Origin of the sequence: Leeuwenhoekiella sp. CH_XMU1409-2 (assembly GCF_037029365.1) — a bacterium.
GTDB lineage: Bacteria > Bacteroidota > Bacteroidia > Flavobacteriales > Flavobacteriaceae > Leeuwenhoekiella > Leeuwenhoekiella blandensis.
This window is the reverse complement of record NZ_JAYMEI010000002.1, coordinates 270,951-283,772: the sequence shown is the minus strand read 5'-3', so window position 1 is coordinate 283,772 and position 12,822 is coordinate 270,951. Positions and strand designations below refer to the sequence as shown.

Sequence of the window (12,822 nt, the reverse complement as noted above, 5' to 3'; positions counted from 1 at the left end):
AGCTTTAGATTATGAAATATATCATTGTGGGGCTAGGAAGTTTTGGAGCTTCTTTAGCCGAAAAACTTACCGGACAAGGAAACGAAGTTATTGGCATTGATATTAAAATGAATCGCGTAGATGCTTTAAAAGAAAAGATCACGCACACCATTTGCCTTGATGCGACAGATGAATCTACCGTTTCTGGTTTACCGCTTAAAGACACCGATATGGTCATTGTTGCCATTGGGGAAAACCAAGGAACCAATGTGATGGTTACCGCACTTTTTAAAAACCTGAAGGTGAAAAAACTCATCAGTCGTGCAGTAAATCCTTTGCACGAAAATGTGTTAAGCGCCATTGGTGTAGATGAGATCGTGCATCCTGAACAAGAAAGTGCAGAGCGTCTGGCAAAAAAATTATGTATGCGCGGCGTAGTAGACTCTTTTGAGTTGAATGATTATTTCAGTATTGTAGAGGTAAAATTGCCTAAGCATTATGAAAATAAAACTGTTGAAGAGGTACAGTTTAGAGAACGCTACAATCTTCTTGTTCTAACTACACTGAAGAATGCGCGTGTAGACAGCGAAATAGGAAAGACCAAAACGATTATTGATGTTCAAAGTGTCGCCACCCCCCAATTACTTTTAGAGCATGGCGACATCTTAGTACTTTATGGTGCCAATAAAGACATTAGAAAATTTATTAATTCTTAGAATAAGGTTATAGCAACTTCGATCGCACCATACTCTTGCTCGGGATTCCACATGGCGGTTGCAGCCATTGGAATCGTGAATTTCTTAAGCACAGGAACTTCTTTAGCATAAATAATCCCTAAATTGGTAACATTAGGTTTATCCCCGTAAAAATGCGCTTCATTCTCAAAAGAAAAGGCTCCTCCTACAAATGCGCTTAGTGACCAGTCTTTTTTCTGAATCAAACCGTAGCTTACCTCAACATAGTTTGAAAAGGCATTCTTCAACTCACCATTATCAGCAAGATACGTATCTCGCCCTTGCACGATGGTACTCCAGGAAAGCTTTAAAGGAATCGGCTTAAATGCATAACCTAAGGTCACATCGATAAAATGAGATGTTGTGCTTCGGTCATAATCAAAGATTCCGGCGTCAGGAAAATCACTGTAATTGTTGATATCCCAAACACTAAGTGAAAAACCATTGGTGCTGTAGGAAGCATAATAATCAAATTCGGTGTAATATCCTGTGACACCCGCACCGCCCCAAAGTCCGGCTTTAAACTTGCCGTCGCGTGAGCTATAGTTAAGATCTACATCCAGAACCGGAGCATCGGTCACGCGTAAACCCTTCCATAAGTGCATATTTTTTGCCTTCAGATTGAACGAAAAAGGCTTGTATTCGGTTGCTGTAGAATCAGTAATTTCAAGATCAGAAGAGCGTAAGTCTTCCTGTGCCTGTAGCTGCTGAAGCGCAAGAATGCACACCAGCGCTAAGGCCGTTTTCAATAATTTCATAAAATGATTTAGATATAAATTAGTTTAAGGCTAAAAAGAGTAAAGCTGCCAGCACGGCTCCGATAATTGGACCTACTATGGGAATCCAAGCGTAGCTCCAGCCGCTATCGATCTTTCCTTTTATAGGAAGAATAGCGTGCACGATACGCGGTCCTAAATCCCTAGCGGGATTGATTGCATAACCAGTGGTTCCTCCTAAAGAAAGACCAATTGCCCATACCACAAATGCCACCGGAATTGCACCTATAGAACCTAAACCTACGGCAGTACCTGAACCATCTTGAATTTCGGCACCGGCGAAATAAAATACACAGATGACTAAAACGAACGTTCCTAAGATCTCACTTATAATATTTCTAAAGTTATTGGGAATTGCCGGATCTGTGCAAAAAACAGCGCGTTTAAGTCCGCCGTCTTCGGTAGCATCAAAATGGTCTTTGTACATCACATACACCAAGGACGAACCAATCATCGCCCCAATAAATTCTGCTGCGAGATACGTAGGTACATCTGCCCACGGAAACAATCCACCGGCTGCCAGACCAATGGTCACCGCTGGGTTTAAATGCGCCCCACTATATGGGCCGGCAACAACAACACCTACAAAAACTGCAAGTCCCCAAGCGGTGGTGATGGTCATCCAACCACCACCATTTCCCTTGGTTTTGTTTAAAATATCATTAGCTACAATCCCTCCTCCTAAAAGGATCAATAAAGCCGTTCCTAAAACTTCTGCTATAAATGGTGTCATAATTCTTATAATTTAGTCCAGTGTTCTAATGCTTTTACTGCGCGGTACCAACCCTTGATTCCTGCTTCTACATCTTCTTTTGGTTTCACCGGTTCAAAGCGTTTATCTTCTTGCCACATCTCTTGAATCTCTTCTTTACTTTCCCAAAATCCTACAGCAAGACCTGCAAGATAGGCAGCTCCCAGAGCAGTAGTTTCGGTGATTTTAGGACGCACTGTTACTGAATCTAATACATCTGCTTGAAATTGCATCAAGGTTTCATTTACTGAAGCGCCACCATCAACACGCAATTCTTTAATATCAATTCCTGAATCAGCTTCCATAGATTTTAGAATATCCATCGTTTGATAAGCGATTGCTTCTATCGAAGCACGTGCGATATGCGCATCGGTGGTTCCGCGGGTTACGCCAAAAATAGTTCCCTTTGCTTTTTGATTCCAATACGGTGCACCAAGACCGGCAAATGCTGGAATAAAATAAACGCCATCTGTAGATTCTACAGATTCCGCCAGCGGTTCTACATCTTCAGATTTATTGATAATTCCTAAACCGTCACGCAACCATTGTACTACGGCACCACCAATAAAAATGCTTCCTTCAAGTGCATATTCGGTTTTACCGTTAATTCTCCAGGCAACCGTGGTCAATAAATTATTTTTAGAAAGAATAGGTTTGTCTCCAATGTTCATCAACATAAAGCAACCCGTTCCGTAGGTATTTTTAACCATTCCCTTTTTGGTACACATCTGCCCAAACAATGCTGCCATCTGATCTCCCGCGATTCCGGCAATAGGAATTTTAGATGCAAAAATGGTGGTTTTGGTATGCCCATATACTTCACTAGAATCTTTAACTTCCGGAAGCATACTTTTTGGAACATCAAAAAGCTCAAGAAGTTCCTCGTCCCATTCCATCGTATTGATGTTAAAAAGCAAGGTTCTACACGCATTAGTAACATCGGTCACGTGCAATTCACCTTTAGTGAATTTCCAGATCAACCACGTATCTATGGTTCCTAAGATCAAATCCCCGGCTTCGGCTTTTTCGCGTGCACCTTCTACATTATCGAGTATCCATTTTACTTTGGTTCCGGCGAAGTACGAGTCGATCACCAATCCGGTTTTCTCCTGAATCATTTCGGCCTTGCCATTTTCTTTCAGTTCTTCGCAATAATCTGCTGTACGCTTGTCTTGCCAAACGATCGCGTTATATACCGGTTCGCCGGTGTTTTTATCCCAAACAACAACTGTTTCCCGCTGATTGGTAATCCCGATCCCTGCTATATTTTTTCCGTTTAAACCTTTAGAAACGGTTGCCTCGGCAGCGACACCCGCTTGTGTGGACCATATTTCCTGAGGATCGTGCTCTACCCAACCCGGTTTAGGGAAGTATTGTTTAAATTCTTTCTGAGCTATCGACACAATTCCACCTTTCTTGTCGAAAACGATTGCGCGCGAACTTGTTGTTCCCTGATCCAGGGATAATATAAACTGGTCCATGTTGTATAATATAGGTTTAAAGATTAAGGCACTGCGACGTTAAAGCCGTAGTGCCCGATTTTATTTATGCGGTAACCGTATTGCCTTCAATGCAATAGTGGTTAGCCAATTTTGTAAATTCTTCTATCTGGTTAAGTTTCCAGGCTTCATCACGATTCAGCTCAGCTGCGATCAATTGCGCTACCTCAGCAGTCATTTCACGGGCAGCAGCCGCATCTAAAAACAAAGCTCTCACGCGTCTAGCCAACACATCTTCAACTGTACGCGCCATTTCATAACGCACGGCCCAGATCACTTCCGCTTTCAAAAACGGAAGACGCTCGTGTAATTTTTCACCCAATTCCGGTTGTTGTTTTATAAGGCTGGCAATCCCTTTTTGATCGCTTCCGTAAATGTACATATGATTACTACGGTCTTCAGTAGGTTGTGCTCCGTGAATTGCCAAATGCGCTGTTTCACAGGCTTTCTTCGGAAGCTTTTTAAGCGAAATCGCTTTATTTATCGTGTCTTGTGCCATTCTACGGTAGGTGGTCCACTTTCCGCCGGTAATGGTGATCAAACCGGTTTCTGAAACGATCACTTTATGACTACGCGAAATTTCTTTCGTTTTTTCTGAATCGTCTTTAGGCGCAGCAAGCGGACGCAAACCGGCAAAAATGCTTCGCACATCAGCGCGCGTCACTTTCTTATTCAAATAATTATTGAAGGTTTGCAGGATAAATTCAATTTCCTGCTCCTGTGCCTGAGGTTCCAAACTATGATCATCCAGATTGGTATCTGTAGTACCCACTAACACTTTATCATGCCAAGGCACAGCAAACAACACACGACCGTCACTGGTTTTAGGGACCATAATCGCATCGTCTCCAGGCAAAAATGATTTATCAAAAACTAAATGCACCCCCTGACTTGGCACTACCGATTTTTTAGCTTCGGCGTTTTCCATACGCAGAATCTCATCTGTAAATACTCCGGTTGCATTGATCACTACATCACTTGAAAACGTATAATGTGCATCGGTTTCGGTATCTTTCGCTTCGACACCTATAATTTTGCCGGTATCGTTTTGCAAAAGATCAGTGACTTTAAAATGGTTGAGTAAAGTAGCTCCGTTTTCAATTGCGGTTTGTGCGATATTCGTCGCCAAACGCGAATCATCAAACTGCCCATCTTTATATACGACTCCACCATAAAGTCCTTTTTGTCTTAGGGTTGAAAGACGCTCTGTGGTTTTGGTTTTGTTGATATGCTTCGATTTTCCTAAACTCAGTTTTCCGGCAAGAAAATCATAAGCTTTTAACCCGATGGTATAATAAATTCCTTCCCACCATCTGTAGTTTGGAATGATGAAGTTTTGGTTCTTCACCAAATGCGGTGCGTTTTGAGCCAATAATCCGCGCTCGTATAAGGCTTCTTTAACCAGGTCAATATCTCCTTGTGCAAGATAGCGCACGCCACCGTGCACTAATTTTGTACTTCGGCTAGAAGTTCCCTTTGCATAATCTACCTGCTCTAGCAACAAGGTTTTATAACCTCGAGTAGCACTATCTAAAGCTACTCCAAGTCCTGTTGCTCCTCCTCCAATCACAATCACGTCCCATTTTTTGGTTTGTGAAAGTTGTCCTGTCAAATGCTCACGCGCAAATATATTCGCCATCGTTTGGTTTCTTAATATTTCTTTATGTCGCCAAATATATATAAAATGACACTAAAACGATTTCATTTGAAAGTTAAAGTTTCGTTTAAATTATTAAAATAAACAGTAACGATTAAAAACGAAACCAAAAGAAAGCATTTTTAAAAACACTTTAAGACCTTATATTTGTAGTGCTTTTTAGCACTCAAACCTTATAATAATGGAACGTCATCAGGAAATTTTAGATCTTTTAAAAAAAGAGAAACATGTTAAAGTTGCGACCCTTTGTGAGCGACTCGATGTCTCAGCCGTAACCATAAGAAAAGATTTGAAACTTCTGGAAGATAAAGGCTTGCTCTTTAGAACGCACGGTGGTGCCTCTTTAGAAAATCCTTATATGAACGAGCGCGACGTAAGCGAAAAAGCTTCAATATCTGCCGAAGAAAAATCGCTCATAGCAGAAGCGGCTGCTCAACGCATTCAGGAAAACGATTCTATCATTATCGCAAGCGGAACCACCGTACAACAGCTGGCGAAAGCGATTAAACCCATTGGCAAACTCAATGTAATTACTTCCTCACTTCTCGTTGCGATTGAGTTGATGAAACATCGCGATATTGATATTATTCAATTGGGCGGAAACATTCGCCATCGTTCCGGTTCGGTTACGGGGCATTACGCAGAGCATATTTTGCAACACATCTCTTCTCATCAATTTTTTATGGGAGTTGATGGGATTGATCTCGATTTTGGCTGTACTACCACTAATATTGAAGAGGCGATCTTGAATAAAAAAATGATGGAAGCCGCGCAGAAAACAATCATTCTGGCAGATTCTTCAAAATTTGGAAAACGCAGTTTAGCTAAGATCTGCGAACTTGATGAAATTAGCGAAATCATTACGGACAAGGACCTATCTGCCGCAGATGCAGAACGTATTCGCGAGATGGGAATTAAACTAACCTTGGTCTAGATTACTCCAGCTTAAGTTGCAGGTATTTTATTTTTGACCGGTTATGCGTGTATGTAATATGCACCAAACCTTCTGAATCTTGGATGATCGCAGGATAGCTAAATTCGCCTTCAGCCTCATTTTCTAACTGCAACACATCTTCCCAATGCGAACCGTCTGTACTATACGCCAGATTGAGTTTATTGCGCCCGTCTGACCAATCAGCACCGGCTTCGGTAGGATTGTAAACCAAAAGAAAATTTCCGCTCTTAAGCGTAACCGCATCTATCCCACTATTGGGATTAAGCATTGTTCCCTTGGTAGCTTCAGACCAGGTTTTACCTTGATCTGAACTTTCACTTTCTAAAATATAATTCTGATCGCTGCGTAATAAAGCTTTCAGATTTCCATTTTTAAGCTGAATCAAGGTAGGCTGAATGACTTTAACCGTATCTGCTGAAGGAATCCCAACCCGCTCCCAAGTATAGCCGTTATCGCTTGATAATTCAATATGCGATGTCCAAACTGCACCATCTTCTGACTCTACGCTAGACGGACTTACAATACTTCCGTTTGCAAGCTGGATGGGCTTATTCTCGATAGGACCTAAAATTCCTTCGGGTAATTGCTCTGCTGCTGACCACGAAGCGCCGTTATCTTCAGAAGTTTTGAATTTTCCCCACCAGGTAGATGGCGATGGACCTTCTTTGTAATACAGCATCAATGTATTTTCGGCATTTTTGAAAAGCACGGGATTCCACGTGGGATAACTCAGCGTATCGTTTTCTACCTTACCGTCAGCTATTTTTTGCGGTGTTGACCAAACGGCATCTGTAAGTTTACTTTGATAGATACTTACATCAGGATGCCGCTCGTATTCCCCACCAAACCAAGCTGCGATAATACTTCCGTCCTGGGCCTCAACCAAGGTTGAAGCGTGACACTGCGGAAAAGGTGCTTCCTCATAAATAAACCCTTCTTGTACGATACTTAATTTAGGCGTTTCGCTCGTTTGACACGCAGTAAACACACCTAAAACTAAAACGACTACTTGTGCTTTGATCTTTTCTAATTGCATTGGTTAGGCTAATTCTCCAACGATCAATCGTCCGTGATACGCTTCTGCTTCCACGAGATGATGAAGTTCGGTTAAATTGAATTGAGTGATTTTTCCGGCAGGCATAATCTGAAGTTTATTTCCCGCCATTGTTATTAGTCGGTTTAAATTTTCCGCTCCATCAAACGCATTAGATTTCCCTCCTGAAGTGAGCACAGTATCTACACCTTCAACCTGCAAAAGCTCTTTTAAAGCTGCGTCAATATCTGGTGTTGCATCAATGGCTTTATGAATTACCACTTTTAAAGGCTTTGCTGCTTTTGTAAGCATTTTAACAGCCTCAATATTGAGTTTCTTAGACTCGTTTAAAACACCAAAAACTACACCCTCAGCGCCTTCTTTCTTACAAAATGCTATGCAGGCTTTCATATGCTCAAGCTCTTCTTCACTATAATTAAAGTCGCCATTGCGCGGCCTGATCATCACGCGTACCGGGATCTTAACCGCCTTGATCACTTCAGAAATTAGATCTGGAGCCGGCGTTAAACCGTCAAAAGCTAGGTAAGCGCAAAGCTCCAAGCGGTCTGCTCCTTTTTCTTCGGCTTTAATGGCCTGAGCTAGGCTTTCTACGCAAGCTTCTTTGATATATTTTTTTGACATAGGGGCTTTGTTTAATTTTTTAGATCCTCAAGAATCGGTGTTTTTTGTGCGGAAATAGAAGTCGCTGCAACATCATTCAGTTGCTCAAAAATGGTAATGGTATTGTCCTTTTTCTTCAACCAACACCCCGGAACATACAGCGTTTGCTGTGGACCCACTTTCCAATAACGCCCTAAATTATGTCCGTTTACAAAAACGATTCCTTTACCCATTTCGCTCATATTAAGAAAGGTATCTCCTTGCTTTTTCAAATCGAAATTTCCTGAACACACAACAGGTCTTCCTGTTTTTACTTCCGTTGAATTTATAACTTCCGGCACTTCCGCAAAAGGCGCTTTATACATCTCCCAACCACCTGTGATCTCATAATCATTGATGCTCACGGGAGCGATAATTCCTTTAAAGTTATTCACGATCTCTGCACCGTAATTAATGCGCCCCATATTCTCTACCAAGATCTCTAAACTCCCATTAAATGGAATTTTAATCGGCATTTCATACGAGTTGAAGACGCGGTTGAGTTCGCCTACTTTCTTACCATTTACATAAACGGTTGCAAAATCGCGTAACCCGGGCACTTTAAGCGTTCCGGTGATAGGTTGCGTAAAGCGTTTTTTATACAACACATAACCATAACCTTGCTCGAGTTGCTCAAACGTAAGCGGACTATCACTCGTCACCGGTTTTTGCTTTTTGATATACGTAAGCGCATCCATTGTTTTTGTCAATTGAATCTGCGGAATTTCAATAACAGGAATTTGTTCCGGCACCTCCGGGATCTCATACGGCGCATATTTTTGCATCAATGCACGAATACTGTCATATTTAGGAGTTGCCCAACCTGCTTCAGAAATAGGCGCATCATAATCGTAGCTGGTAATATCCGGTTGAATATCGTGCTCATCATTATAATTGGCTCCTGAGGTAAAACCGAAATTGGTCCCGCCGTGCGCCATATAAAAATTGAAATTCACACCGTTTTTAAGATACACTTCAGTTTGTTTTGCAATATCTGAAGCGCTAATTTTTACAAAAGGCTCTGCCCAATGATCTAACCAACCCGGATAAAACTCGGCAACCATATACGGCCCTTCGTTGTTATTGAATTTATTGACCACCTTTTTCAGGTTATCGATATTTCCTTCTCCATTAGCTGTGGGTAATACGCCTTCAAGACTTCCGCCTTCAAAAAGCCACGCGCCATCAGAAGTGAAAAATGGTGCCTGAAAACCGGCATCTTTCAGCATTTTGAAAATAGCTTCTTTGTATGCTTTATGATCTTCAAGCGAGATATCTTCCCGCTGAGCCACATACGAACCAAATTCATTCTCTACCTGCGTCATAATGATATTTCCACCATTATTAACCTGCAAAGGCGCAACTTGTTTAGCGAGTTCGTTGATGTATTCTTTACAAGCTGCTAAAAATTGTGCATTGTTCTCACGCACTTTAAGCCCCGGAATGTTTTGTAAAAACCAAGGATAGCCACCAAATTCCCACTCACCGCACGCATACGGTCCCGGGCGTAAAATGATGAACATCTCTTCTTCCTGTGCGATTTTAATGAACTCGGCTACGTTGCGGTTTCCGGTTTTAAAATCCCAAACTCCGGGAGCCGGATTGTGGTAATTCCAGAATACGTAGGTGGCAATGGTATTCAAACCCATCGCTTTCATCATCTGAATGCGATGACGCCAATATTCCTTTGGAATACGCTCGTAATGCATCTCGCCGGAGTAAATAGGCGTTGGCTTTCCATTATATACAAAAGAGCCATTTTCTATTTTGAATGGGGCATCATCCTGAGCTTGAGCAAAGCCAAAACTCAGCATAATAAGGACTAAAGCGAAAAAGTTTGTTCGTACAACTTGCATAGAATCTAGTACACTGCGATGTTAGAAATCAATGGGCAAGCTAATGCTTCGGTGATCTCGATTTTAAGTTTTGAGGTTTCCACTCCATTTAATTTCAGGATGCGCTTATGCCCGATCGTTGTTTGGTTTTGCACTTCTTTCCAAGCACCATCTTCCCAAACCGAAACTGTAAATGCAGCCACGCGCTGACCGAGTTTGATATACTCCTGAAGTGAAATATAATTCAGTGTTTGCGGCGCATCCCAACTCAGTTCGATGCTTCCGGTAGTCACACCGTCATTTGTTGCCCAATAGGTTTCTGCATCGCCATCAAGCACTTTATCTGCGGCATAAATAGGCTTATCACCACGCACCGGAGTTGCGGTAGCAGTAGCCTTCTCAGCTAAGTTTTCAGCAAAAACGCTGTCTAATATTTTTCTGAATCCACGAAGTGACGCCACATCATTCTCGTGAAATAAACCGCGACGATCTGGAGGAATATTCAATAATAAGGTTGAACCGCGACCTACAGAAGTCAGGTACAATTCAAATAAATTTTCTGGAGAGCGCACCAGTGAATCTTCTGAAGCGTGATAAAACCAACCCGGACGAATCGACGTATTCACCTCTGCCGGAATCCAGCTTTTTCCATTTTTGGTTCCGCTTTGCAAGAGCTCTTCAATTCCTGCTTTACCGGCATAAAGCGTATCTGTTGTAATGGTATTCCAATGGGTTTCTCCGCCAATTCCACGTTCATTTCCTACCCAACGCAAATCTGGCCCTGCATCACTAAAAAACAAAACCTGCGGCTGCATCGAATCGACCATTTTTAACGTTGTTGGCCAATCGTAGTAATTTTGACGATCGATCTTGCGCTCTTCATTGGCGCCGCCATAGTAGCCGTCACCTCCGTTAGCACCATCAAACCACATTTCAAAAACAGGTCCGTAACCCGTGAATAATTCTTTAAGTTGATTGCGGTAATACGTGATATATGATTCCTCACCATAATCGGCACGATTACGATCCCAGGGCGAAAGATAAACTCCAAATTGCAAACCGTGTGCTTTGGCTGCTTCTGAAACTTCTTTTACTAAATCTCCTTTTCCATCCTTATACGGACTCGAAGCTATATCGTGCTCTGTATATGCTGAAGGCCACAAGGCAAAACCGTCGTGGTGTTTTGCTGTTAGGATAGTTCCGCTGAAGCCGGTTTCTTCCAGCACAGACATCCACTGATCGGTATCCAATTCAGACGGATTAAAAAGCGCTGGAGATTCATCTCCATAACCCCATTCTTTATCGGTAAAGGTGTTTATGGTAAAATGAATGAACGCATTCATTTCCATATCATACCACGCGAGCTGCTCTTCTGAAGGCACTGCACCATAAGGCTCAGGAACACCATCATTTGAAGACTCACAGGCTACAAGACCACACAATAAAAAACTTAATAAAGGAATATAAAATCTATTCATACAAAGCGTTTATTCTGATTTATAAGAAAATGCAAGCGCTGCTTTTGCGGCATCTCTTACCGAAGCAGGAAGCTTAACGGTCACCACATTATCTTTAATCGTATAGTTTAGTTTTTTCCCGGTACTTACCAGTTTAAGGCTGCTTCCTTTTTTAGGAAGATTCCCTTCCCAGCTCACCGTATTAGGCACCGCTTCACCTTCGGTCAATAAGGTGATTGCAAAGGTATTTTTATCATTTGCAGTAAAATACGTTGCCTCACTGTGATAATGATCGATCGCGTAGGTACCGTAAATTGCCTCCCCGTTTGTATCTAACCAGTTTCCTATTTCAGTAAGAATAGGTAGCGCATCAGGAGGCAATAAACCATCTGGCTGTGGCCCAACTCCTAAAAGCATGTTTCCGCCTTTGGCAACAACTTCAACTAAACTGTGAATCACTTTTGCCGAAGTTTTAAAGTTATCATTAGGCACATAACCCCAGTTATTTCCTAAAGTCATATTGGTTTCCCAAGGATGATCTAGTTTGGTTTCCGGGATCGAACGCTCAGGAGTTTGATAGTTCTCGTAAGGCCCATGAACGGTACGGTCTGCAAAGATGATTCCCGGCTGTGCTTCCCTTGCCATTTTTGCGATACGCGGCATATCGATCTCCTGACTGAATTCTGGAATTGGAGCTCCCCAGGCACGCACTTCATCGGTCACGGTCTCACGCGGGCGTACCCAGCCACCATCTAACCATAAAATGTCTATTGACCCATAATCGTGCATCAGCTCACTGATCTGATTGAACGTGAAATCCTGAAAGCTTTTCCATTTTTCAGGATATTTTCTGATGTCATAATTCACATTACGGTCTGGTGTTGCATATTTATCCCACCAGAAATCTTGCGAATGCCAGTCCGGTTTAGAAAAATAAGCCCCGATCATAAAATCTTTCTTTCTAAATGCCTCAAATACATATTTGGCAACATTGGCTTTTGGATGGTTTTTGAAAGGTCCGTTGGTGATTTTATAATCGGTTTGCTGGGTATCAAACATATTGAAACCGTCGTGATGCTTGGTGGTAAAAACCACATATTTCATTCCGGCGTCGGCAGCAGCATCAGCCCATTGATCCGGATCAAAATTCACGGGATTGAAAACTGAACTCAAATTCCAATACCATTTTTTATAGTCGTTGTATGAGATTCCTTCAGGACGCTCCAGCCAAGGCTCAGAGCAAATTTGCCAGCTCTCGATAATACCGGGAACTGCATATACTCCCCAATGAATGAGCATACCAAACTTTTGATCGCCCCAAGTAGCAAGTTTCTCTTTAACCTGAGGATCTGTTGGTGCTTGATATATTTTTGATTGTTCGTGCAGATTGCCACCTTGTGCAAATAAGCCGTTGCTGCCGGATAGGGATCCCAGCAGCACAGCTAAAACATAAAAAAACTTAGAGTATGAAAGGCGTTGCATAAAA

General features: G+C 42.1%; 11 protein-coding genes. 2 read left to right on the top strand and 9 right to left on the bottom strand.

Features of this window, described 5'->3' with window-relative positions:
* The first annotated feature begins 11 nt into the window (after positions 1-11).
* The gene (locus WA338_RS03015) at positions 12-695 is read left to right on the top strand and encodes a potassium channel family protein (RefSeq protein ID WP_009778969.1); all 684 of its coding nucleotides are present in this window, start codon (positions 12-14) and stop codon (positions 693-695) included.
* Here the strand turns inward: WA338_RS03015 and WA338_RS03010 are convergent.
* The 4 genes from WA338_RS03010 to WA338_RS02995 form a co-directional block, all read right to left on the bottom strand.
* Positions 692-1,471, bottom strand: coding sequence for a hypothetical protein (locus WA338_RS03010; protein WP_273016814.1), 780 nt, complete (start codon positions 1,469-1,471; stop codon positions 692-694). The genes WA338_RS03015 and WA338_RS03010 overlap by 4 nt on opposite strands.
* A gap of 19 nt (positions 1,472-1,490) precedes the next feature.
* Positions 1,491-2,222 (bottom strand): MIP/aquaporin family protein, encoded by a 732-nt coding sequence (locus tag WA338_RS03005; RefSeq protein ID WP_272984510.1) that lies wholly within the window; start codon positions 2,220-2,222, stop codon positions 1,491-1,493.
* 5 nt (positions 2,223-2,227) lie between these two features.
* Positions 2,228-3,721 carry a glycerol kinase GlpK gene (gene glpK / locus WA338_RS03000; RefSeq protein ID WP_072985066.1) on the bottom strand — a complete coding sequence of 498 codons (1,494 nt, stop codon included), beginning with the start codon at positions 3,719-3,721 and terminating at the stop codon, positions 2,228-2,230.
* A 64-nt stretch (positions 3,722-3,785) separates the two neighbouring features.
* Entirely contained in the window at positions 3,786-5,378 is a 1,593-nt protein-coding gene (locus WA338_RS02995; protein ID WP_272984511.1) for a glycerol-3-phosphate dehydrogenase/oxidase, read from the bottom strand.
* 199 nt (positions 5,379-5,577) lie between these two features.
* On the opposite strand from WA338_RS02995, the gene WA338_RS02990 reads away from it, so the two are divergent.
* The gene (locus WA338_RS02990) at positions 5,578-6,330 is read left to right on the top strand and encodes a DeoR/GlpR family DNA-binding transcription regulator (RefSeq protein ID WP_072985093.1); all 753 of its coding nucleotides are present in this window, start codon (positions 5,578-5,580) and stop codon (positions 6,328-6,330) included.
* A gap of 1 nt (position 6,331) precedes the next feature.
* Here the strand turns inward: WA338_RS02990 and WA338_RS02985 are convergent, their stop codons facing one another.
* From WA338_RS02985 to WA338_RS02965, 5 genes are read right to left on the bottom strand one after another with little or no spacing between them, the layout of a single operon-like run.
* Positions 6,332-7,387 carry a sialidase family protein gene (locus WA338_RS02985; RefSeq protein WP_273016815.1) on the bottom strand — a complete coding sequence of 352 codons (1,056 nt, stop codon included), beginning with the start codon at positions 7,385-7,387 and terminating at the stop codon, positions 6,332-6,334.
* A gap of 3 nt (positions 7,388-7,390) precedes the next feature.
* Positions 7,391-8,026 carry a copper homeostasis protein CutC gene (locus WA338_RS02980; RefSeq protein WP_273016816.1) on the bottom strand — a complete coding sequence of 212 codons (636 nt, stop codon included), beginning with the start codon at positions 8,024-8,026 and terminating at the stop codon, positions 7,391-7,393.
* An 11-nt stretch (positions 8,027-8,037) separates the two neighbouring features.
* Positions 8,038-9,900 (bottom strand): glycoside hydrolase family 35 protein, encoded by a 1,863-nt coding sequence (locus WA338_RS02975; RefSeq protein ID WP_273016817.1) that lies wholly within the window; start codon positions 9,898-9,900, stop codon positions 8,038-8,040.
* A gap of 5 nt (positions 9,901-9,905) precedes the next feature.
* Positions 9,906-11,357 (bottom strand): alpha-L-fucosidase, encoded by a 1,452-nt coding sequence (locus WA338_RS02970; RefSeq protein WP_272984515.1) that lies wholly within the window; start codon positions 11,355-11,357, stop codon positions 9,906-9,908.
* A gap of 9 nt (positions 11,358-11,366) precedes the next feature.
* The gene (locus WA338_RS02965; protein ID WP_272984516.1) at positions 11,367-12,818 is read right to left on the bottom strand and encodes an alpha-L-fucosidase; all 1,452 of its coding nucleotides are present in this window, start codon (positions 12,816-12,818) and stop codon (positions 11,367-11,369) included.
* Positions 12,819-12,822 lie beyond the last annotated feature (4 nt).

Coding starts and splice junctions, on each gene's coding strand:
- WA338_RS03015 (WP_009778969.1), top strand. CDS start 12: ATGAAATATATCATTGTGGGGCTAGGAAGTTTTGGAGCTTCTTTAGCC.
- WA338_RS03010 (WP_273016814.1), bottom strand. CDS start 1,471: ATGAAATTATTGAAAACGGCCTTAGCGCTGGTGTGCATTCTTGCGCTT.
- WA338_RS03005 (WP_272984510.1), bottom strand. CDS start 2,222: ATGACACCATTTATAGCAGAAGTTTTAGGAACGGCTTTATTGATCCTT.
- glpK (WP_072985066.1), bottom strand. CDS start 3,721: ATGGACCAGTTTATATTATCCCTGGATCAGGGAACAACAAGTTCGCGC.
- WA338_RS02995 (WP_272984511.1), bottom strand. CDS start 5,378: ATGGCGAATATATTTGCGCGTGAGCATTTGACAGGACAACTTTCACAA.
- WA338_RS02990 (WP_072985093.1), top strand. CDS start 5,578: ATGGAACGTCATCAGGAAATTTTAGATCTTTTAAAAAAAGAGAAACAT.
- WA338_RS02985 (WP_273016815.1), bottom strand. CDS start 7,387: ATGCAATTAGAAAAGATCAAAGCACAAGTAGTCGTTTTAGTTTTAGGT.
- WA338_RS02980 (WP_273016816.1), bottom strand. CDS start 8,026: ATGTCAAAAAAATATATCAAAGAAGCTTGCGTAGAAAGCCTAGCTCAG.
- WA338_RS02975 (WP_273016817.1), bottom strand. CDS start 9,900: ATGCAAGTTGTACGAACAAACTTTTTCGCTTTAGTCCTTATTATGCTG.
- WA338_RS02970 (WP_272984515.1), bottom strand. CDS start 11,357: ATGAATAGATTTTATATTCCTTTATTAAGTTTTTTATTGTGTGGTCTT.
- WA338_RS02965 (WP_272984516.1), bottom strand. CDS start 12,818: ATGCAACGCCTTTCATACTCTAAGTTTTTTTATGTTTTAGCTGTGCTG.